This is a genomic window from Sagittula sp. (assembly GCF_052825245.1).
The window spans coordinates 1-19,421 of sequence record NZ_JBRBWD010000035.1; the positions used below are offsets into that span (position 1 = coordinate 1).

A 19,421-nucleotide genomic window follows, 5' to 3' on the forward strand; every position below is an offset into this window, starting at 1 on the left:
CGCAGCGCCGGGTTCAGCGTGCGCTGTTCGCTGGCCATGTGTACGACCAGCGTGCCGCCGCGCTTCGGCTCCTCATCCTGCGCCAGCGCAACGCCGGCGCCAAGGCCGAGCCAGGCGCAGCCAAAGGCCACTGTGCACTTCAGTCCTGAGAATTTCTTCATGCGTCCACTCCCCGAGGATCAAGTTGTCTTGCGGCCAAACGGCCGATACCGCATCCAGCTTGCGCAATCTGCGCCATTACTGTCAAGATTTAACCACACATACCGGCATAATTAGATAGCCATGCCTCAAAATCCAACATTCATAGATTTCATTTGCTCGGATGCCTCTATTGGCTATCGTGAACGCAACGAATCGTTGGTCGGCTCAAGGGTTTGGAAACCCAGAACTGTTGCCCGGGTCGGCCGTTGAACGTCCTATTGGTGTAAGGAGTGCACATGATGTCCCATCCCAGTCTCGGTATCGACCATTGCTTCAGCCTGGTCTCGAATCTGGACGCCGCCGCCGACACGTTCCGGGCGCTTGGCTTCACGCTGTCCCCGCGCGGCCTGCATTCCGAGGAAAAGGGATCGGCCAACTACACCATCATGTTTCCGGACGATTACTATGAGCTCCTTGGCTTGCTGCGTGAAACACCCGGCAATGTGCGGCTGCAGGAAAAGCTCCGCGAAAGCGGCGAGGGTCTGCACGCCATCGCCTGTCGCATCAAGGACGCACGGGATGCCAAGGCCGCCCTTGACGCAATGGGCATCGCTACGGTCGGCCTCAACGACTTCGAACGGCCGGTCGATTTGCCCGGCGGCAGCACGGGGGTTGCGGCGTTCTCAATCCTCCATTTCGCCCCCGAAGAGGTGCCCCGCGGCACCGTCTTCATGTGCCAGCACCGGACCCCGGACGCCGTTTGGCTACCGGAGCTGCTCGACCACGCCAACACCGCCTGCGGGCTCGCCGGCGTCGTCGCAAAGAGCGACACACCGCAAGAGGATGCCGAACGCTTTGCCCGGCTTTGGGCGAATGGTCAGGTGACGACCGCTGGCGATGGCGTCGTCGTGCTCACCGGCGAGAACTCTGCCCACCTGACACTCCTAACACCGGATGTACTGGCGGAAAAATACCGCGGACTGGATGTCGATGCCCTCCCCGACGGAGCGTTCGACGTCCTGCAGGTGAAAGTGCACGACGGGGACACGGCGCGTGAAGTGCTGGATGCTGCCGGAATCCCGTGGATCAAGACTGATCAAGGCACGGCAGTGGGCCCGGCCCATGCCGCAGGCACAATTGTCGAGTTCATCGCGCGATGACCCAGCCGAAGACGACACGCACCCCCGCGAAGCCGTCTGACCAGATCACGTTCGACGCACTCGACCGCAAGATCCTCGACATGATACAGGTCAACAGCGACGTGCCGATCAGTGTCATTGCCGAAGCCGTCGGTTTGACGCCGACCCCGTGCTGGCGGCGGATCAAGCGCATGGAGGAAGCGGGTCTGATCTCCAAGCGCGTGGCCATTGTCGATCACGCCATGGCCAAGGTGCCGATGACGGTCTTCATCGGCATCAGCACGCCGCGCCACGAAAAGGACTGGATAGACCGCTTCCGGACCCTGATCGACGAGATCCCCGAAATCATCGAGGCCTACCGCCTGACCGGCACAGTCGACTATATTCTGAAGGTCGTGGTCCCCGACGTGACCGCCTATGACGCGGTCTACAAACGAATGGTCGACAAGCTGGATTTCACCATGGTCAATGGCATGATCTCCATGGAAGAAATGAAGTTCACGACGGCCGTCCCGACCAAGTACCTGTGAACGGTTCTTGTGGTCAGGAACCTTTTGTGCTGCCCGGTCGACCTTGCCCTGCTTATCCACGGTGCTATCGGCCTCAGGCAAAGACGCGTGTCTCACATCTGGCAGGCCGCAGATGACGCTGGCGGCCGGAGAACGCACTGCAGCGCAGTTGCGCGGCTTCACTGTAGACCGCAGCGCTGCCAGACATGCCCTGAACGGGCCACCGCTATCCTTCCTCCAGGCCACATGAGAGGCCCAAGACCGACGGCTGCCGCATAAAACTCTGCGGCAGCCGTTAGAATTGTCCTTTTGTCAAAGATTGCTGCCGGAGCGAGGCTATATGGGCGCTCTCGGCACTTTGCCCGGTGGCGCCGCGCACTTATCACTCTTAGTGGGTCCTTCGTGGGATTCCCGCGGCCTGCGAGAAGTGGGGGCGATCTCTAAGACCTTATCACCTTCAACGATGAAGCCGAGGCCGACGCCCGCGCGCTGGAAAGCTACGCGGCGTTCCGGCGCGAGGCGCGCACGGCCGCGGTGAGGCACTTTCTACAAGTGTTCAACCCCAACCTGCCCGGCGCCGTCGCGCCGGAACAGACCGGCGCCTTCGTCTGCGATTGCATCATCCGCCTGCTGGCCAGCCTCACCCCGAGCGAGCGGCCCGAGTTCCTGAAGGTCGCCTACAACGGCCCCGATCACATGGCGGCCCTTGCCGCGCACGAACCGACGATGGTGGTTGATGTTCTGGGCGGCGCGGGGTCCATGCACCGCGACACGTTCGAACTAATCCGGCAATCAGAGCGGCAAGGCGCGCGGCTGGCACTGTTTGGGCGCAAGATCAACCAAGCCGAGATCGCCAAGCGATTGAACCTGTCGCGTCCAACGGTCATTACCTACCTGCGGCTGGCGCGGGAGCGTCAGATCGTGGGCGTGAAGATCGCAGGTGTGCATTTCCGTGTGAACGATCTGGCGGATGCGCTGTGCGAAACCTACGGCCTGCAAAGCGCGCTTGAGACAACCTACCAGGTCTGCGAGGCAGCGGCGCAGTTCCTTCTGGATTTTGCGGCTCCCGGCGATACGCTGGCGGTCAACTGGGGGCAGACCGTTTCCTTCGTCTCGGAACAGGTGCCATGGTGGCCGGTGCAGTGGCTGGTCGTGCGTCAGCTGATCGGCTATCTGGCGAACCCGCTGCTGCCGACCTGCGAGAGCTGCACCACCCAGATCGCGCGGCGGCTTTCGGCCCAGTGCATCCACCTCAACGCACCGGCAGTGTGCAGCGATGTCGGGCTGGCCGCACAGCTTCGGGCCGAGCCGATCATAGCGCAACAGCTCGACCGTCTTCTGGATTGCAACAAGGCGATCCACTCGCTCAGCCCCTGCACCTTCGACACTCATGTGGTTCAGTTCAACCTCGCGACAGAGGCGGACATATCGGACTATCGCGCGAAAGGCGCTGTGGGCATCATCGCCGGACGCTTCATCGACACGGAGGACGCCCCGGTTCTCGGCGATCTCGACCGGCGCATGATTGGCGCCGATCAGACAATCCTGCGCGTGATGGAGGGTCTGCTCGTGGTGCCCGGCCGGCCCAAACTCGAGGCGACACGCGCGGCGCTGCATGGGGGCTACGTCGACCACGTTGTTATTGACACCGCACGTGCAGAGGAGCTGACGCGCGAGCGCGCCGGGTGATTTCTCATGCGGACCGCAAATGGGCCCCTGCCCGTCCGGGCTCAAAGTCCGGCGCATTTTGCCGGAAATGGACTTGATACGATGTGACCACTCTCGGCTGACGGATCTGGCGCGGAACGTGCAGCTGCAGGCAGCCGCAAAGCCTTTCGCACATGATCTGCTCGGGGCGACCCAAAGAGACACAGGTCAGCGCTTACAGTCCGATCGCCACTCGGGATTCGGCGGGCGACATCAAGGGATAGCCCAGGTCTTCGAGTATGCGTGCTGCTTTCCGGACCATGGCAGCATTTGACGATGCCTTTTCCCCCTTCCTGAGCCAGACGGCATCCTCCATGCCTATCCGTACATGTCCACCCAGCATCGCCGATTGGGCGACCATCGGAAATGCCTGTGCGCCGGTTCCGAAGCCTGTCCAGATCGCCGACCTGGGCAAGAGATTTCGGGCGTAGATCAAGGTTTCGGGCAGCGGAACAAACCCGTGCTTGACCCCGGTGACAATCGAGCAGAGCGGCGGATGGTCGAACGTGTCCTCCGTCATGAGCTGGTTGAGTATGGAAATATCCCGCTGTCGAACAATTCGATCTCCGGCCGCACGCCCACGCTTTGGATCAGGTCCGCCATCCTGCGGATCGACGGCAGTGTATTGATGACCACCTCACCACCGAAAACCATGGTATTCAGGTCCAACGTCGCAATGTCCGGTTTCAGTTCAAGGATATGTTCGACCCGCGCATCCGGAGTAAGCAGGTTGGTCTTCGGCCCCGGCACGACCGGATTGTCCGGAGACGGATCGAAGCGACCGCCGTTGCCCGTGGTCAGATTGATGATGAGATCGTCGTTGTCCTGCCGGATCCTGTCGACCACTTCCCGATAAAGGGCGACGTCCATCGACGGCAGCTCGGTCGCGCACGTGAACATGGACAATTGCCGCCCCGGCCTTTGCAGCCTCCAGCGCCTGGGTCGCCAGTTCCTCCGGAGTGATCGGCGGGTTCTCGTTCTGCTGCCTGGTCGAGAAGTTTCCGACAAGGGCGCAGGTCAGGAAGACCGGGGTCATGACGTTTCCTTCCGAGGGCATCCTTGTTTCAAACCAGGTTCCGCGCAGACCATTTGTCTACATGACCGACGGCAGCCACAGCGTGACCTGCGGGAACAGGACGAGGATGAGTATCCGTATGCAATCGGCGAGAAAGAACGCCATTATGCCCCGGTAGATCGCAGTCAACGGAATGTCCGCGCGCATCGCGTTCAGAAGCATGACGTTGATCCCGATAGGCGGAGTCAGCATGCCCACGCCGATCAGCGCCACGTTCAGGATGCCCCACCACACCGGATCATAGCCCAGCGACAGGATGATCGGCAGCACGAAGGGCAAAGTCACGACGACGGCGGCCACTTCGTCGAAAAAGGCGCCCAGGATCAGGTAGATGACGACCAAGACGAAGATGACCCCAAGCGGCGGAAGGCCGAGGCTTTCGATGGCGCCCATCATCTCGCTGCTGACACCGCTGAGGCTGATGAAATATGAGAAGATCATCGCGCCAAAGACGATCACGTAGATCATGACAGTGGCGACGCTGGCGTCGGACAGAACCGACAGGAAGGTGTCCTTGTTCAGCTTGCCGCGGCCCAGGGCAAAGAGGAAGGAAAAGACGACACCGACGGCGGCGGCCTCATTCACCGTGAAGACCCCGGAATAGATGCCGCCCAAAACGATGACCGCCAGGGTGATGGCCCCCCAGGAACGACCTATCGCAAAGATACGGACCCGGAACGGCAGTTCCGCAGAGCCCGGCATCGCCTCGGGGTTCCGCCAGGCGACCACCCAGATCGCCGCCAGATACAGCACCACCGACAACAACGCCGGCAGGATTGCGGCGGTAAACAGCTTCAGAACGGATTCCTCGGTCAGAACACCGTAGAGAACCATGATGCTCGACGGCGGAACGATGATCCCGAGCGTGCCGCCCGCAGCGACGGCCCCGGCTGAGCTGCCCTTGGCATAGCCACGTGCGATCATTTCGGGCAGTGCGACCTTTCCGAAGGTCGCCGTGGTCGCAACCGAAGACCCGCACACGGCCCCGAAACCTGCGCTTGCGACGATGGTCGTTGCGGCCAGCCCGCCGGGGCGATGACCCACCAGGGCCTCGGCCGTCTCGAAAATGTCCTTGGCGAGGCCGCCGGCCGCCGCGAGACTTCCCATCAACATGAACAGCGGGATCACAGCCAGGTCGAGGTTTGCCATCGTGGCCGCCGGTTCGGAGGCCAGCAGCTTGACCGCGGGTCCCCAGCCGGTCATCGAGGCAAAGCCGCCGACACCGACCACGGCCATTGCAATCCCGATCGGCACGTGAAGCGCGATCAGGGCGAACATGCAAATGAGGCCCAGCAGGGCAATCGTTGCCGGATCCATTAACGAGCACCTTTGTCGGAAGTCACCGGGTCAGTACCGACGGCACGGCGGCCGAAGTTCCTGAATACGGCAATGATGTCTTTGATGACGTTCGAGGCCTGGATGATGGCGGCGTAGTAGAGAAAAACGGTGGCGACGCTCCACCAGGGCCAGAGTGGCCAGGCCAGAACCCATGTCCGCCGTCCGCTGGAATACATACCCTTGACGAACGGAACGAACTGCCAGGCCATCAGGAAGACAACGCCGAAGATCACCAGGCTGGAAAACAGCCTCAACAGGTCGTTCACCCGAACCCCCAGAACGGCTCCCAGAACCTCCACGGAAATGTTCTTTCGGTTCGAAAGGTTGGCAGGGATACAGCTTGCGATGACAACGGCCATGACGACGGCGCTGACATCGTTGACCCCATGAAGTGGGGCAGAGAAGAACGTCCGCAAGATCGCGTCCACAGTCATCATCACGGCCAGCGCCAGCAAGCCGACAAAGCCCAAAAGGGCCAGCCAACGGGCGCCTCTCCGCAGGATGCGGTCCAAACGTGCCAAAGCCATTCCTCCCCTGAGGCTCAGTTCGGAAAGCTCTATCTCCAACAGAGCTTTGCCTCAGCCAACATCTCAAAACTGTTCGCGGCCCGAACACCGCGCAGGCGATCAGCTGGCCTCGCGGAACTGGGCGATTTCTGCCGAGGTCAGGTTTCCGACTAGATCGCGCGAGATGGCGTCAGCCGTCTGCAGCAGCTTTTCGCGATACAGAAGCAGGCTCTTTTCCAGCGACAGCGAGCTGGTGGACCAGATGAGCGTCAGGCAGGCGAAAACCCGGTCTTCGTACCAGATCGGCGCCGAGATGCTGCCTGTCTCAGGAGTGAAATCGGCGGAACGTATGCCGACACCCAGTTTCCGCACTTTCGCGAGAAGCGTTTCGAGAACGCCATCCCTGGTTATGAAAGGCGGCTTCTGCCCGGTCGCTTCCGAGAACAAGTTCAACAAGGCCTGCCGGTCTGGGTCCGCCATGTTTGCCAAAAGAACGCGGCCGCTTGCCGTCTCGATAAGGGGAACCTGCTTTCCGACCATACCGTGTTGAACGGAATAAGGGCTGATCTGATGCGTCGATTCACGAACTTCCATGTGGTAGCCGCGCAGCGTCATCAGATCGAGCGGCCAAAGGACATCGCGGCCCAGTTGGATCATGTGGGGAACCGCAACCTGACAAACCCAGTCCTCTTCCCGGAAGCCTGAGCTCAGCGATTTGACATGCCTCGTCGGACGCCAGCGATTGGAGAAATGGTCTTTTGACACCATTCCCATCTCTGCCAGCGTCTTCAGCAGCCGATAGACGGATGGGCGAGGTATGCCCGTGTATTCGGCGATGTCGCCCGGCTTTGCTCCATGAAGCCGGTTAACAGCCTGAAGGACCGCGACACCCCGCTCCAGAGCTCTGATCGATGAATCGGAAATGGCCTTCCCTCCCCGCGGCATTTTCGAAGTTGATCCAATTAGTGTGTATGCTGTCAAAATAAGAGTCAAAGGAAACTGTCGGGCTGAATGAAGGGGCCGTACCCAAGAAGCCGGACAGAAAGAGAAAATCCCGGATTCCCAGCCGCACCGTCCCATCTTCTGACATACCGGACTGAAAGAAATCCGAGACAAGATTCTGCGAAATGTTCGACAGACGAACAGAATTGAGTTTCCGCAAGCAGGCGGAACCGCACGCCGCTAATGCTCTGGGGAAAGGTAGATCGGTCGCCTGACCGGGCCTTATCGGTCACGCGCACAGCGATGGACCATCCGGCCGCGGCCCAGACACTAGCCTGAGAGGACCATGCTCATGTCGATCACATCACTCGGCTATATCGGGATCAACTCGAAGAAACTGAACGACTGGGACGACTTCGCGACCAATCTGCTGGGAATGCAAAAGGTCGACGCGGGCGGTAACGCCGGGCTGTTCCGTATGGACGACAGAAAGCAACGGCTGATCGTCACCGGCGAAGGCGAAGAAGACCTGGCCTTCATGGGGTGGGAGGTGGACACGCCCGAAGATCTCGACGTCCTGGCCTCACGGCTTGAGGACAACGGGGTGCAGGTCACCTGGCACGGCACGTCTCTGGCAGACCAGCGTCACGTCGCCAGGCTGATCTCTTTCTACGATCCCGATGGCAACCGCCTGGAAGCGTTCTGCGGCCCTGAAATCGCCAGCGAGCCGTTTCTTTCCGGGCGTCCGATATCCGGTTTCAAGACCGGTTCACTCGGTATGGGCCACGCTGTCCTTCACGTCGCAGACGTAGAGGGCATCCTGCATTTCTATCGTGACATTCTGGGCTTCAAGGTCACCGATTACGGCCTGACGCCCTACCCTCTCTACTTCTTCCACGTGAACGGACGGCATCACAGCTTTGCCATGGTCGGATCGGGCCGCAAGGGCGTCCATCACTTCATGGTCGAACTGCTGTCGCTGGACGATGTCGGACAAGGCTACGATATCGCGCAGGTCCGCGAAGGCGTGGCGTACACGCTCGGCCGGCACTCCAACGACCACATGATGAGCTTCTACAGCCAGACGCCGTCCAGGTTCTTTGTCGAATACGGATGGGGCGCGCAGATCGTCGATCCGGCCACGTGGCAGCCGTTTGAAACGACAGAGGGGCCGTCCACCTGGGGCCACGAACGCGTTTATCTTCCCCTAGACGACGCGCTTCGGCTCAAGATGCGCGAGATGCGTCACCAGACGGCCCGTACGGGCTTCCGTGCACCTGACCCACAACCGAACTGCGCCTGGCTGGATCGTGTCGTTCACAGCGAATGATGGCTTTCCACACGCAAGGCACCCTTCATTGATCGAGGAGACCAACTCTTGAAGATAGCTTCCTACGTCCTTCCGGACGGCACCAAGTCATACGGACGCCTTGAGGGCGATACCATCGTCGATGCAGGCACAGCACTTCGCGCGCAATACCCGGACCTGCGGGCGCTGATCGCAGGCGACGCGATCAAGGACCTGGCAGCGGCGGAGGGCCAGACTTCGGCGGTTTCCGACGTGACGATGCTGCCGACGGTTCCCAATCCCGACAAGATCATCTGCATCGGCCTCAACTACCTCGGGCACATCAAGGAAACCGGTCGCGACCGTCCCGAATACCCGTCGATCTTCACGCGCTACCCATCCTCCGTCGTCGGCCATGGCGAGGCGCTGGTACGGCCGAAGGCGTCGCATCATTTCGACTTCGAAGGCGAATTGGCTGTCGTCATCGGCACGGCCGGACGCCATATCGCCAAGGACAACGCCCTTGACCACGTCGCGGGCTACACCTGCTTCAATGACGGGTCGATCCGGGACTTTCAGCGGCACACGACCCAGTTCTGGGGCGGCAAGAACTTCTGGCGCTCCGGGTCCATGGGCCCGTGTCTCGTGACGCCGGACGAATTGGGCGACCCCACGAAGCCCCGGATGGTCACCCGGCTGAACGGTGAGGTCATGCAGGATACATCGGTCGGCGATCTCGCTTTCGGTATTCCCGACCTGATCTCTTACGTCTCGACGATCATCGACCTTGCGCCGGGCGATATCATCGCAACAGGCACCCCAAGCGGCGTCGGAAACTTCCGCGATCCCAAAGTCTTCATGAAGCCGGGCGACGTGATCGAAGTGGAGATCGACGGGATCGGCACGCTGTCGAACCCGATCACCGACGAAACCTAGAACCAAAAAAGTCAGGAGCGGACCCATGCTTGAGGTACACACCGACGTCGCCATCATCGGCGGCGGCCCAGTCGGGCTGAGCGCGGCAAACATGCTGGGCCACCTTGGGATCTCTTGCGCGCTGTACGAACGGAACGACACGACGTCGTTCCACCCGCGCGGCCATGTCGTCAACACGCGGACAATGGAGATCCTGCGCTCGATCGGCGTGGCCGCCGACGTGGATGCTGTCTCTCTGCCTTTGGAGCGGCATGCCGGTATCGGGTTCGTCACCAGTCTGGCCGGCGATCAGATCGGCGTCATCGAAACGCGCGGCAATCCCGAGTGGGCGCGCATCGAACGGTCGCAAAGCCCGGTCTTCAAGAGATCCTGCCCTCAGGACGTGCTTGAGCCTGTTCTGCGCGAACACGCGGAAGCCTACGACAGCGTCCGGACCAATTTCGGCCATCGGATCACAGAGCTTGAACAAGACGAGAAAGGGGTGACCCTCAGCTGGGAGACGACCTCGGGCGACACCGGACGGACGCACGCGAAGTATGTGATCGCTGCCGATGGGCCGCGCAGCTTTTCACGCGAGCGCGTCGGCATCGGGATGGAGGGCCGTTCCATCGGTCAGCAGATCGGCATCTATTTCCACGCCGACCTATGGGACTTCGTCGAGACGCGCCCGTATCTGCTGTATTGGATCTACAATGCGACCACCTCTGGCGTTCTGATATCGCTCGATGGCCGGACGCGCTGGACGTATAACTTCGGATACTCCGAGAACGAGTCCCGCGACGACTTCACGGCGGACCGCTGCCTGAAGATTCTGCGCGCAGTCATCGGCGACCCGGCCATTCCGATCGAGATCAAGAACGTGATGCCCTGGCGGATGCAGGCGCGTATTGCCGACACAATGACCTCTGGCCGGGTGTTCCTGGCAGGAGACGCGGCGCATCCGCTTCCCCCGACCGGGGGCCAGGGCATGAACACCGGGGTCGCTGACGTGCAGAACCTGACATGGAAACTCAACCTCATCCTGCGCGGGGTCGCGCCGGCAAGCCTGCTAGACTCCTACAATATCGAACGACGGCCCGTTGCGAGGTTCAACGTCGAGCAAAGTGCACGAAATGCCGTGGCGATGGTCAAGAAGGGCCTCTCGGGGATGCTGGCAAACGAAAGCGCGCTCTTGGCGAACCTCGAGGGCCCCGAAGGCGCAGCGAACCGCGCCAAGCTGGCCGAAGGCATCCCCGAACAGCGGGCGCATTTCGACTATCCGGGACAGACGTTCGGATACCAATACGAATCCGACCTCATCACTCCGGACGGCACGCCGGTGCCAGAGTTTTCCGTCACCGAATACCGGCCGACGGCCCGGCCCGGTCACCGTGCGCCGCATCTGACGCTAGGCGACAACCCGGACACGTCCCTTCTGGACCTCTTCGACATCGGCCAATTCACGCTATTGGCCGGGCCCGATGCAGAGGGCTGGTCAGACACGGCAAGCACTGCCGCCGAGGCTTTGGGCCTCCCGTTAAAGGCATTCCAGATCGGCAAAGAGGTAGAGGCGGACGTCGAGACCTGGTGCCAGCTTTACGGTATCTCGACGGATGGCGCTGTCCTGATCCGGCCGGATGGGCACGTCGCCTGGAGGTCGCCATGTGCCGGCAATGCGCGCGACCTGCGCGATGCTCTCGCGCACGCAGTTTCACGGTCCGACGTGACCGCCTCCGCATGACCAAACCGAGGATCCCGAAGACTATGGACGTACCTGAGTCCCAGACCGCAATTGTCATCACCGCCGCGGGGGGCCCCGAGGTTCTGGAACCAAGGACGGTCGAGTTGACCGCTCCGGGTGCGGGCCAGGTGCTGATCCGGGTCAGCGCCGCCGGCATCAACCGGCATGACGTTCATCAAAGGTCGAGCGGACGCCACAGCGACGGTACGGCCATTCCTGGCCTCGAGGTCTGCGGGACAATTGCCGTCGTCGGAGATGGTGTTGACAACGCCCGTATCGGAGAGCGCGTCATGGCTCTGGTCCAAGGGGGCGGCTATGGCCAGTACGTGGTGGCCAACCAGCAACTCGTCCTGACTGCGCCCGATACGCTTTCCGAGATCGAGGCGGCGGGCTTCCCGGAAGCGGCTTTCACAACATGGTGGAATTTCTTCCATCTCATGACGCTAGACAAAGACGCGTTTGCGCTGATCCATGGCGGCACCAGCGGCGTCGGGCATATCGCACTTCAGGCGATGTCGGCCCTTGGGTATCGAGTCATCGCAACCGCCGGAACAGAAGCGAAGGTCGCCGCCGCCAAAGGCTTTGGGGCCCATGACGCGTTTTCATACCGCGATGAAGACCTAGCCAGCAAGGTGATGGAGGCAACTGAGAGTCAGGGCATTGCAGCCTTGCTCGACGTTTCGGCCGGTGCACATCTGGAACAGGATCTTCAGATGATGGCCCCTGACGGTCAGATCGCGCATCTTTCCGGCGGTGGCGGCGCAAAGCTTGCGCTGCCGCTGCGGGACATCATGGCCAAGCGGCTGCGCATAACCGGGTCGCTGCTGCGCCCGCTGCCGCTGGATCGCAAAGCCCGCGTGGCCGAACAGATCCGCCGCGACGTGCTGCCGCTGCTGGGCGACAAGGTCCGCCCGACCATCGCCGCCACGTTCGATCTCCGAGAGGCCGCCAAAGCGCACGCGATGATGGAAGAGAATGCCCATATCGGAAAAATCATGCTTAAGGTCGACCACGACTGACGCAAACAAGGGAGGTCACCTGTGAAGTTCTATTATTCCCCCGGCGCCTGTTCGCTCGGGATCCACTTCCTGATCGAGGAAATCGGCGTCGAATACGAAGGCATTCCCATTCACATCAAGAACGGCGACCAGCTCAAGGACGCCTATGTCAAGGTGAACCCAAAGTCCAAGGTTCCGGCCATCCTGCGCCCCGACGGGTCCTTGTTGACCGAGTTCGGCGTGATCGCCCACTGGTTGAGCCAGACCTATGCCAAGGATCGCTTTGCGCCGGACAGTTTCGAACAGGAACTGCGCATCATGGAGACCCTCGACTACATCGTCGCCACGATGCACATGCAGGGCTTTTCCCGAATTCTGCGGCCACAGAAATTCACCCCCAACGAGGCCGACCTTGAGTGGGTGCAAAACAACGGCAAGGACATCGTGACGAAAGCCGCCGGCTTCTTGTCCACCCAACTGGGCGACAATCCCTTCATCATGGGCGACCGTTTGGCCATCGCGGACGCCGCATTGTTCTATACCATGTTCTGGGGCGTTGCGCGGTTGAAGCTCGACCTGCCCGAGAACCTGATCGCATACTTCGACCGCATGTCGGCGCGGCCCGCGGCACAAAGGGCGATGCGATTGGAAGAGCTCATCTGAAGAGACAGTAGTGCTCGGGAACGGGACATCCCCTGGCGCTCTACGCTCCCGGCGGGTCGCAACGCAGGACCGTGAAAGCGCCGAAAACCGAAAGCGGAATTCGTGCTCTTGAACGCGGCCTTGCGTTGCTGGAAGGACTCAACAAGAGAGACGGGGCGCGTCCAACTGCATTGGCGATATCGCTCGGCCTGCCAAGAAGCTTCGTCTTTCGAATTCTCGAAACGCTGGGATAGCTGCAATACGTGGAGGGCAGCGCAACGGACTCGCGGTTTCGCGTGACCGACAGCGTCTGGCTCTTGGCGCGCGGCGTCACCGGAACGCGGCTTGGCTATGTGGCGGGTCCGATCATCTGGCAGCTGGCCGGCGAGATCGCATGGCTGATCGACGTATGCTCTTGCGACGCGGGGACCCAGAAGACGACGAACACGCTGAACCCGATGTCTCTGGCGCGCAGCATGGTTGGTATCCCGATTCCTCTGCTGCGAACGGCACCGGGGCGTGCCTTTCTGGCCTTCAGCGCCCCGGTTGAACAGGCCGCCATGCTGGCCCTTGCCCGTGCAGCAGGGAACCCCGCCGACCTGCAGAGCCCACCAGCCGCAAGGCCGGGTCCCCCTGCGACCTGTCCTTCAAAGCGCCCTGCCCCGCCGCGAAGGATTGGCCTACCGGCAGGAGATGCCGACATGCTGGTCAGACCCCGACCACCATGTCGAGATGCCGTACTATGGGTTCGAGCCTGTCGATCTGGCCACCAACCACGGCGACGCCGTCGGCGGCGATTGCGAAGCCTGGTTGCGCACGCAACTCAACGGCATCGAAGCGGTGCGTGGGCACGAGAACGGAATTCCCAAGCCGGAATATGACGTCCCCAGAGCTTGTGTTCGCCTCAAGTCCAAACAATGGTCGACGCATTAAATCGCTGACCGGGCCTGTGCTTGGCTCACCGAGCGTGAACCGGGTGGCAAGCCATTCTTCGCCTCGGTCTTCTTTCCCGATCCGCTCCATCCGTTTGTCGTTCCCGTCCGCTATTTCAGAATGTACCGGCCCGAAAAGATCACCCTGCCGGACAACTTCGCCAACCGATTGCCGCTGCCAGCACAAAAGCTGCATGTGCAGCTGGCACAACGCACCGCCAACCGAGCGCATCAGCTTGCCTTCGCCGTAAGCGAACAGGGGCCCGGGCCGTCATCGCCTTGACGCTTGGCTTGATAACCTTCTTCGACGACCAGATCGGCCGTTTGATCGACAACCTCAAGGCGACGGGCGAATACGACAACATAATCGTTGTCTTCACCTCCGACCATGGGGAATTCCTTGGCGACTGCGGGCTGATGCTCAAGTTCAGGATCCACGATGCCGGGGTTACGCGGGTGCCGTTCATCTGGTCGGATCGGCGCTGCCGTGATCAGGCGGGCAAGCTTCGCAAGGATCTGGCCAGTTCGCTGGATATCGGACACACCATTCTGGCGGCCCACGGTATTGACCGTTTCTCGGGCGCACAGAGGTGGGACCTTTTCGACGCGGCAATATCCGAACCGGACGGACTGATCGAGGAAGAGTCGCAAAGCCCGATCCTGGGTATGAAGAACGCTCTGGTCATGCGGTCGCTCGTGATGCCCGACTGGCGCCTGACCCTGTCGTTTGCAACGACAACCACGAGCCGGTGCATCCGGCCCACGACCCGGGCGAGACGGGAAATCTGTGGGACGGCCCACAGCGGGCCGGGGTGAGGCACGCGCTTACCGAGCAACTGGCACTGCGGATGATCGAGTTGGCAGATCGAACGCCGCTGCCGACATCCCGGGCCTGAGCGCGCCAGACGCCCGGACCGGCCAACGAGTTAGAAATGACAAACGGGCGGAGAACCTATGTTCATGAAGAAAACCGCAACCGCCATGGCGCCGATGCTGGCAAGCAGTCTCGCCGTTTCGGCCGAGACCACGCTGGTGTTCAACCGAAACATGCCCGACCAGAACGGGATGATGCGGACAGGCATACCGCCTTGGGCCAGGGCGGTCTAAGAGGCGTCGAACGGCAGCGTGACCATCGACTTTACGGCATCGTCGCTGGCGCCTCAAACCGCGCAGCTTGACATGATCCGGCCCGGCATCGCCGACGCGGCGATCAACCTGTCGTCCTTCACCGGGAAGCAATGGTTGGCGCCCCTGATCGGAGAGCTTCCGCTGCAATTCGAGCCGACCACGTCCGCGGCCTTCTCTGTCGCGCTCTGGCGGACCCAGGAGAAGTACTTCCGCGAAGCCGAGAACATGGACGGCGTCTAGGTCATCGCCCTCTGGGTTCTGGCTGGAAACCATGTCTGGAACAACAAAGAACCCGTGGAAAGGACCTCCGATGCCAAGAGGGGTGAAGATGCGGGTGAACACGAACGGCGTGGCGGTCACCGATGCCATGGCCGCTGTCATCGGGTCGCGACCCGCCGTCGATAGTTTCGAGGTCATCACACGCGGGGTGGTGGACTCAACGGTTCTGCCGACCTCTTCCGTTCAAAGTCTGCGTTTGCTCGAGGAGCTGCAAGACGGCAGCCTTTTCGGTGTCGGTCTCTTTCGTTCTACCGTGTCCATCTTCATCAACGAAGGCGTCTGGAACGCCATGCCCACCGCAGACCGCCTGACAATCGAGAAGGTCAGCGACGAGCACCTCGTCCGCCTGGCCGGCGAAAACCTCGACGCGGCAGAAACCGAAGTGCGGGCGACGCTTGAACCGAGCGGCATCGAGGTGTTCGAGATGCCCCCCCGAGGAGACCGCGACGCTGGCGGCTGAAGTCACTGACGAGAAAGGCGTCTGGGCCAAGCACGTCGCGGATTTGCGTCTCGATCTGGAAGAGGTGCTTGCCTGCTTCCGCGAACAACTTGCCGGCGCCGGAGAGTGACATGGCGCACGAGACGACCGGCTACCGACTGTCCCCATCCTTGGATCTTGTTCTCAAGGTGATGGTAACCGCGCCGCTGCTTTGCATATCAGTGATCACCTTCGTTGATGTGATCGGGCGGTACTTTTTCAATGCGCGGTTCCCGGCGCCGTCGAAGTCCAGCAATTCGGCATGGGTATCCTCGTTTTCTCGGAACTTCCGCTGGTGACACGGGATCGAAGCCGTATCGCTGTTCGACAGCCTGTTTGAACGGGACGGTCGACGCGCTGAAATCCGGTCTGGCCCATCTAACAAGCGCCGGCATTCTTTTCTTCGTGGCCTGCTGCCTATCACGGCAGGCCATGTACGTGCAGAAATGGGGCAGCGCCTCGGTTTTACTGCGATTGCCCTTCCACCCCGTGATCTGGCTGATGGTCGGCAGGACTGTCCTGTCTGCGGAAATCTGTCTTATCACGGCGTAGACCCCTGGCGGGGACACCGGCCCTGCGCGAGACGACACGAAGGACAGCATGTTATGACCCTGGGTCTCCTCGGCTTGGCGCTGCGTCTCGCTGCGGCCTTTATCGGCGTGGCATTGGGCCCGACCAGGATAATCGTTGGCTTCGGCGGCTTTGCCATCGTCCGGGGCTCGAACCCACGGGCAAGGCATTTCCCTTGTAGGAACGCCTCGGCTCTCTGCGCGACGTCTGGCCCGTCATTGTGTTGTTCTTGTTCGTGATCTGGGACATCTATTACGGCGTGTTCGTCCCGACAGAGGCAAGCGCGGTCGCACTGGCGGCTAAGTTATTCTCCAACTTCATCGAGATCTCGCGGATGCCTGCCAATCTGCTTGACTGGGTCGAGACCATGAACCTGGCGCCGACGAGCGCGATGTGGACCATCCGCGGCATCAATCTTGTTCTCGGCTGCGTCTTCGTCGGTCCGGCCTTGATTCTTCTGACCGTGCCGCCATTAGCGCCCCTGGTCGAACTTTTGGGTTTCGCCCCGATCTGGTTCGGGATTGTCGTGGTCGTCGTCACCGAGATTTCGATGGTCATACCCCCAATCGGCATCAATGCGTTCGTTCTCAAAAGTGTCCGGCCCACCCTGTCGCTTTCCGAGATCTTTCGCCGCATCGCGCCGTTCTGGATCGCGGATATCGCGCGGCTGTTGGTGATCGTTCTCTATCCACCGGTAGCGCTCTGCCGGCCGAGCGTTATGGGGTGATCCGGACAACAGATAAACTCATGCGAAAAAGGAAGCGACGCCGAAAGCACCGTTTACTTTCCCGACCAGAGGCTTTTCGCCTTGCCCGTCCGTCATAGTCCCCAGATAAGCGTCCGCCGAAAACGCCACCATTTCGGACAGCGTCGGATGCGGGTGGATCGACAGGGCGAGGTCTTCGGCCGATGCACCCATTTTGTTCGCCAGGACGACCTCGGCCATCTCCAGGCCGATGATTCCGCCGCCGATGATGAGCAGCCGCTAGGGGATGTCCTCCAGCGCGAGCACGCCGGTGCTGTCAAGAATCCAGGGAGCTTCGGGCAGGAACGGCAGGCGCACTGGTTCCGACGCGCAGGCGATGATGGCGTTCTGAACGCGGATCGTCTCGGCGCCCTAGGGGCCACGCACCTCTATCTCGTTCGGCCCGGTGAAGGCCCCTTCCCCTGTCACAACCCGCACTTTGCGGCGCTTAGCGAGCCCGGCAAGCCCAGAGATCAGCCGCCCCGTCGTGCGGTCGCGAAAGGCGCGGATACCGTCGAAGTCGACCTGCGGGGCGCCGAAGGTCAGACCGGCCTCGCCTACGTGTCTCACCTCGTCAATCACCTTGGCCAGATGCAAGAGCGCCTTGGAGGGGATGCATCCGACGTTCAGACAAACCCCGCCTAGCGTGGCACGCGAGTCGATCAGCGTCACGTCCAGCCCGAGGTCGGCGGCGCGGAACGCCGCCGTGTAGCCGCCGAGACCGCCGCCGAGGACCACGAGCTGCGCCACACCATCGGCAGAGACTGTTGCGATTTCCGACACGACGTCAGGTTTGGTCACCGGCGTAGATTCCGGTGCCGGTTTTTCTCCTGAAAGCTCCAATGTCATCAGGCTCTGCCCCGTCTAAACCATATCGCCAACCGCCACATCGATGGAGAGGATGCGTCCCGATTTGCCCGCCGGGATATCCATAACCGCCTTGTCGCTTTCCAGAAGTGCGACGTCATCCGCAGCCGCCACCAGGTCGCCGACCGAAGCCGGGATTTCGGCCACGGTGACATCGCTTGCGTTGCCTGTATCCGGGACCTTGACCTGAACCGTCCTGGTCCTCCCCTCACAGGCTGATGCGGCGGAAGTCCGACAGGACGTCGCGCACGTGGACAAGGAACTTGGCTGCCGCCACGCCATCGACGACGCGGTGGTCCCAGCTGAGGCTCAACGGCTCGATCAGCCGGGGTTTAAACGCCGCGCCATCCCATTTCGGCTGGATCGCGGCGCGCGTCAGGCCCAGGATCGCCACCTCGGGCGCGTTGATGATCGGCGTGAAATTGGTCCCGCCGATGCCGCCCAGAGACGAGATCGTGAAGGTCGCGCCCTGCATGTCCTTCGGGCCGAGTTTTCCGGCCCGCGCCTTGCCGGCCAGATCCTTCATCTCGCCCGCGATCTCGCGCAGGGACTTGGTGTCGGCATTCCGGATGACCGGCACAACCAGCCCGCCCGGCGTGTCCGCCGCGACGCCGATATGGTGGTATTTCTTGACCACCACATGATCGCCATCGAGCGATGAATTGAACTCGGGGTAGGCCTTGAGCGCCGACACGCAGGCTTTGACCACAAATGCCAGCATCGTCAGTTTGGCAGCCTCGGGGTCCTCGTCATTGGCCGCCTTGCGAAAGGCTTCGGTTTCGGTGACATCGGCCTCATCGAAATTGGTGACATGCGGGATGACCATGGCGTTCCGCGCCAGGTTGGGGCCCGAGATCTTGCGGATGCGGCTGAGCGGCACGCGCTCCACCGGGCCGAAGGCCTCGAAATCGACTTCGGGCCAAGGCGGCAGGTCGCCCCCGACACCCGGACCGGCAGCGGGCGCAGGGCCCGCACCGGACATGGCGCGTTTGACGAACCTGTTCAGATCCTCGCGCGTGATCCGCCCTTTCGGACCCGTGCCGGGAACATCGCCGATGGTGACGCCCAGCTCTCGTGCCATCTTGCGGATCGACGGAGAGGCATGGGCCGGACGATCCGTAGCCGCCGCGGCGGGCGCAGCGGGCTGGGCCGCGGCAGGGGCCGGGTCGGCTTTGGCTGCCTCCGGGGGAGTCGCCGGTTTCTCCGGCTCGGGCGCGCGGGTGGCCGGTGCCGCATCATCCGTGACCTCGATCAGGGCGATCACGCTACCCTGGCTGACCGTATCCCCGACCGAAACTTTCAGTTCGGTGATCTTGCCTCCCCGCTCGGCGGGGACATCCAGTGTCGCCTTGTCACTCTCAAGAACGATCACCGTGTCGTCGGTCTGGATGGTGTCGCCCAGACCGACCGGGATTTCGATGATCTCGACATCCTTGGAATCGCCGATATCGGGGACGCGCAGTTCGATCACTTTGCTCATG

General features: G+C 61.7%; 23 protein-coding genes and 1 pseudogene. 15 read left to right on the forward strand and 9 right to left on the reverse strand.

The annotated features are described in order from the left end of the window. Positions 1–437 precede the first annotated feature (437 nt). From ACU0DV_RS15250 to ACU0DV_RS15260, 3 genes are all read left to right on the forward strand, one after another. Entirely contained in the window at positions 438–1,301 is an 864-nt protein-coding gene (locus ACU0DV_RS15250; protein ID WP_446269916.1) for a VOC family protein, read from the forward strand. Next, positions 1,298–1,810 carry an Lrp/AsnC family transcriptional regulator gene (locus ACU0DV_RS15255; protein WP_100931347.1) on the forward strand — a complete coding sequence of 171 codons (513 nt, stop codon included), beginning with the start codon at positions 1,298–1,300 and terminating at the stop codon, positions 1,808–1,810. Before ACU0DV_RS15250 ends, ACU0DV_RS15255 begins: the two co-directional genes overlap by 4 nt. A gap of 531 nt (positions 1,811–2,341) precedes the next feature. Next, complete coding sequence (locus ACU0DV_RS15260; protein ID WP_446273554.1) at positions 2,342–3,478, forward strand: sugar-binding domain-containing protein; 1,137 nt, start codon at positions 2,342–2,344, stop codon at positions 3,476–3,478. A gap of 193 nt (positions 3,479–3,671) precedes the next feature. Here ACU0DV_RS15260 and ACU0DV_RS15265 read toward each other — a convergent pair. From ACU0DV_RS15265 to ACU0DV_RS15280, 4 genes and pseudogenes are all read right to left on the reverse strand, one after another. After that, positions 3,672–4,553 (reverse strand): annotated as a pseudogene (locus tag ACU0DV_RS15265) (3-keto-5-aminohexanoate cleavage protein). A 36-nt stretch (positions 4,554–4,589) separates the two neighbouring features. Continuing rightward, on the reverse strand, positions 4,590–5,888 hold the full coding sequence (locus tag ACU0DV_RS15270) for a TRAP transporter large permease (RefSeq protein WP_446269918.1): 1,299 nt from the start codon (positions 5,886–5,888) through the stop codon (positions 4,590–4,592). Further along, positions 5,888–6,475 (reverse strand): TRAP transporter small permease, encoded by a 588-nt coding sequence (locus ACU0DV_RS15275; protein ID WP_446269919.1) that lies wholly within the window; start codon positions 6,473–6,475, stop codon positions 5,888–5,890. Before ACU0DV_RS15275 ends, ACU0DV_RS15270 begins: the two co-directional genes overlap by 1 nt. Before the next feature lie 60 nt (positions 6,476–6,535). Then, on the reverse strand, positions 6,536–7,396 hold the full coding sequence (locus tag ACU0DV_RS15280) for a helix-turn-helix domain-containing protein (protein WP_446269920.1): 861 nt from the start codon (positions 7,394–7,396) through the stop codon (positions 6,536–6,538). 313 nt (positions 7,397–7,709) lie between these two features. Here ACU0DV_RS15280 and ACU0DV_RS15285 point away from each other — a divergent pair, with 313 nt between their 5' ends. The 6 genes from ACU0DV_RS15285 to ACU0DV_RS15310 all read left to right on the forward strand — a co-directional run bounded on the left by ACU0DV_RS15285 (position 7,710) and on the right by ACU0DV_RS15310 (position 13,195). Continuing rightward, a complete protein-coding gene (locus ACU0DV_RS15285; protein WP_446273555.1) occupies positions 7,710–8,687 on the forward strand; it encodes a VOC family protein in 978 nt (325 codons plus the stop codon). Between the two features lie 48 nt (positions 8,688–8,735). After that, a complete protein-coding gene (locus tag ACU0DV_RS15290) occupies positions 8,736–9,581 on the forward strand; it encodes a fumarylacetoacetate hydrolase family protein (RefSeq protein ID WP_446269922.1) in 846 nt (281 codons plus the stop codon). Between the two features lie 25 nt (positions 9,582–9,606). Next, positions 9,607–11,301 (forward strand): FAD-dependent monooxygenase, encoded by a 1,695-nt coding sequence (locus tag ACU0DV_RS15295; RefSeq protein WP_446269923.1) that lies wholly within the window; start codon positions 9,607–9,609, stop codon positions 11,299–11,301. Positions 11,302–11,324: 23 nt separating this feature from the next. Further along, on the forward strand, positions 11,325–12,320 hold the full coding sequence (locus ACU0DV_RS15300; protein WP_446269924.1) for an NAD(P)H-quinone oxidoreductase: 996 nt from the start codon (positions 11,325–11,327) through the stop codon (positions 12,318–12,320). A 21-nt stretch (positions 12,321–12,341) separates the two neighbouring features. Then, the gene (locus tag ACU0DV_RS15305) at positions 12,342–12,962 is read left to right on the forward strand and encodes a glutathione S-transferase family protein (RefSeq protein ID WP_446269925.1); all 621 of its coding nucleotides are present in this window, start codon (positions 12,342–12,344) and stop codon (positions 12,960–12,962) included. A 71-nt stretch (positions 12,963–13,033) separates the two neighbouring features. Next, positions 13,034–13,195 (forward strand): helix-turn-helix domain-containing protein, encoded by a 162-nt coding sequence (locus ACU0DV_RS15310; protein WP_446269926.1) that lies wholly within the window; start codon positions 13,034–13,036, stop codon positions 13,193–13,195. A gap of 454 nt (positions 13,196–13,649) precedes the next feature. Here ACU0DV_RS15310 and ACU0DV_RS15315 read toward each other — a convergent pair whose 3' ends face one another. Next, positions 13,650–14,105: a hypothetical protein gene (locus tag ACU0DV_RS15315; protein ID WP_446269928.1), complete on the reverse strand. Its 456-nt coding sequence runs from the start codon at positions 14,103–14,105 to the stop codon at positions 13,650–13,652. Here ACU0DV_RS15315 and ACU0DV_RS15320 point away from each other — a divergent pair. The 6 genes from ACU0DV_RS15320 (at position 14,042) to ACU0DV_RS15345 (ending at position 17,055) form a co-directional block, all read left to right on the forward strand. Then, the gene (locus tag ACU0DV_RS15320) at positions 14,042–14,689 is read left to right on the forward strand and encodes a sulfatase-like hydrolase/transferase (RefSeq protein ID WP_446269978.1); all 648 of its coding nucleotides are present in this window, start codon (positions 14,042–14,044) and stop codon (positions 14,687–14,689) included. The two genes, ACU0DV_RS15315 and ACU0DV_RS15320, sit on opposite strands and share 64 nt — an antisense overlap. Positions 14,690–14,833: 144 nt before the next feature. Continuing rightward, entirely contained in the window at positions 14,834–14,980 is a 147-nt protein-coding gene (locus ACU0DV_RS15325; RefSeq protein ID WP_446269929.1) for a hypothetical protein, read from the forward strand. A gap of 18 nt (positions 14,981–14,998) precedes the next feature. Then, a complete protein-coding gene (locus ACU0DV_RS15330; RefSeq protein ID WP_446269930.1) occupies positions 14,999–15,241 on the forward strand; it encodes a hypothetical protein in 243 nt (80 codons plus the stop codon). Between the two features lie 31 nt (positions 15,242–15,272). Next, complete coding sequence (locus ACU0DV_RS15335; RefSeq protein WP_446269931.1) at positions 15,273–15,740, forward strand: hypothetical protein; 468 nt, start codon at positions 15,273–15,275, stop codon at positions 15,738–15,740. Positions 15,741–15,850: 110 nt separating this feature from the next. Next, positions 15,851–16,057 carry a hypothetical protein gene (locus ACU0DV_RS15340; RefSeq protein ID WP_446269932.1) on the forward strand — a complete coding sequence of 69 codons (207 nt, stop codon included), beginning with the start codon at positions 15,851–15,853 and terminating at the stop codon, positions 16,055–16,057. 506 nt (positions 16,058–16,563) lie between these two features. After that, positions 16,564–17,055, forward strand: coding sequence for a TRAP transporter large permease subunit (locus ACU0DV_RS15345; protein WP_446269979.1), 492 nt, complete (start codon positions 16,564–16,566; stop codon positions 17,053–17,055). An 18-nt stretch (positions 17,056–17,073) separates the two neighbouring features. On the opposite strand, the gene ACU0DV_RS15350 is transcribed toward ACU0DV_RS15345, so the two are convergent. The 4 genes from ACU0DV_RS15350 to ACU0DV_RS15365 form a co-directional block, all read right to left on the reverse strand. Beyond that, positions 17,074–17,310, reverse strand: a complete 237-nt coding sequence (locus ACU0DV_RS15350; protein WP_446269980.1) for a hypothetical protein — start codon at positions 17,308–17,310, stop codon at positions 17,074–17,076. Positions 17,311–17,445: 135 nt separating this feature from the next. After that, positions 17,446–17,874, reverse strand: a complete 429-nt coding sequence (locus ACU0DV_RS15355; protein WP_446269933.1) for an FAD-dependent oxidoreductase — start codon at positions 17,872–17,874, stop codon at positions 17,446–17,448. Between the two features lie 63 nt (positions 17,875–17,937). Continuing rightward, entirely contained in the window at positions 17,938–18,222 is a 285-nt protein-coding gene (locus ACU0DV_RS15360; RefSeq protein WP_370312713.1) for a biotin/lipoyl-containing protein, read from the reverse strand. After that, complete coding sequence (locus ACU0DV_RS15365) at positions 18,149–19,420, reverse strand: 2-oxo acid dehydrogenase subunit E2 (RefSeq protein WP_446269934.1); 1,272 nt, start codon at positions 19,418–19,420, stop codon at positions 18,149–18,151. Before ACU0DV_RS15365 ends, ACU0DV_RS15360 begins: the two co-directional genes overlap by 74 nt. Between the last annotated feature and the right edge of the window lies 1 nt (position 19,421).

Bases quoted from the DNA above. Each gene is read 5' to 3' on its own strand.
- ACU0DV_RS15250 (WP_446269916.1), top strand. From the start codon at position 438: ATGATGTCCCATCCCAGTCTCGGTATCGACCATTGCTTCAGCCTGGTC.
- ACU0DV_RS15255 (WP_100931347.1), top strand. From the start codon at position 1,298: ATGACCCAGCCGAAGACGACACGCACCCCCGCGAAGCCGTCTGACCAG.
- ACU0DV_RS15270 (WP_446269918.1), bottom strand. From the start codon at position 5,888: ATGGATCCGGCAACGATTGCCCTGCTGGGCCTCATTTGCATGTTCGCC.
- ACU0DV_RS15285 (WP_446273555.1), top strand. From the start codon at position 7,710: ATGTCGATCACATCACTCGGCTATATCGGGATCAACTCGAAGAAACTG.
- ACU0DV_RS15295 (WP_446269923.1), top strand. From the start codon at position 9,607: ATGCTTGAGGTACACACCGACGTCGCCATCATCGGCGGCGGCCCAGTC.
- ACU0DV_RS15300 (WP_446269924.1), top strand. From the start codon at position 11,325: ATGGACGTACCTGAGTCCCAGACCGCAATTGTCATCACCGCCGCGGGG.
- ACU0DV_RS15315 (WP_446269928.1), bottom strand. From the start codon at position 14,105: ATGCGCTCGGTTGGCGGTGCGTTGTGCCAGCTGCACATGCAGCTTTTG.
- ACU0DV_RS15325 (WP_446269929.1), top strand. From the start codon at position 14,834: ATGAAGAAAACCGCAACCGCCATGGCGCCGATGCTGGCAAGCAGTCTC.
- ACU0DV_RS15335 (WP_446269931.1), top strand. From the start codon at position 15,273: ATGTCTGGAACAACAAAGAACCCGTGGAAAGGACCTCCGATGCCAAGA.
- ACU0DV_RS15340 (WP_446269932.1), top strand. From the start codon at position 15,851: ATGGCGCACGAGACGACCGGCTACCGACTGTCCCCATCCTTGGATCTT.
- ACU0DV_RS15360 (WP_370312713.1), bottom strand. From the start codon at position 18,222: ATGGCGTGGCGGCAGCCAAGTTCCTTGTCCACGTGCGCGACGTCCTGT.
- ACU0DV_RS15365 (WP_446269934.1), bottom strand. From the start codon at position 19,420: ATGAGCAAAGTGATCGAACTGCGCGTCCCCGATATCGGCGATTCCAAG.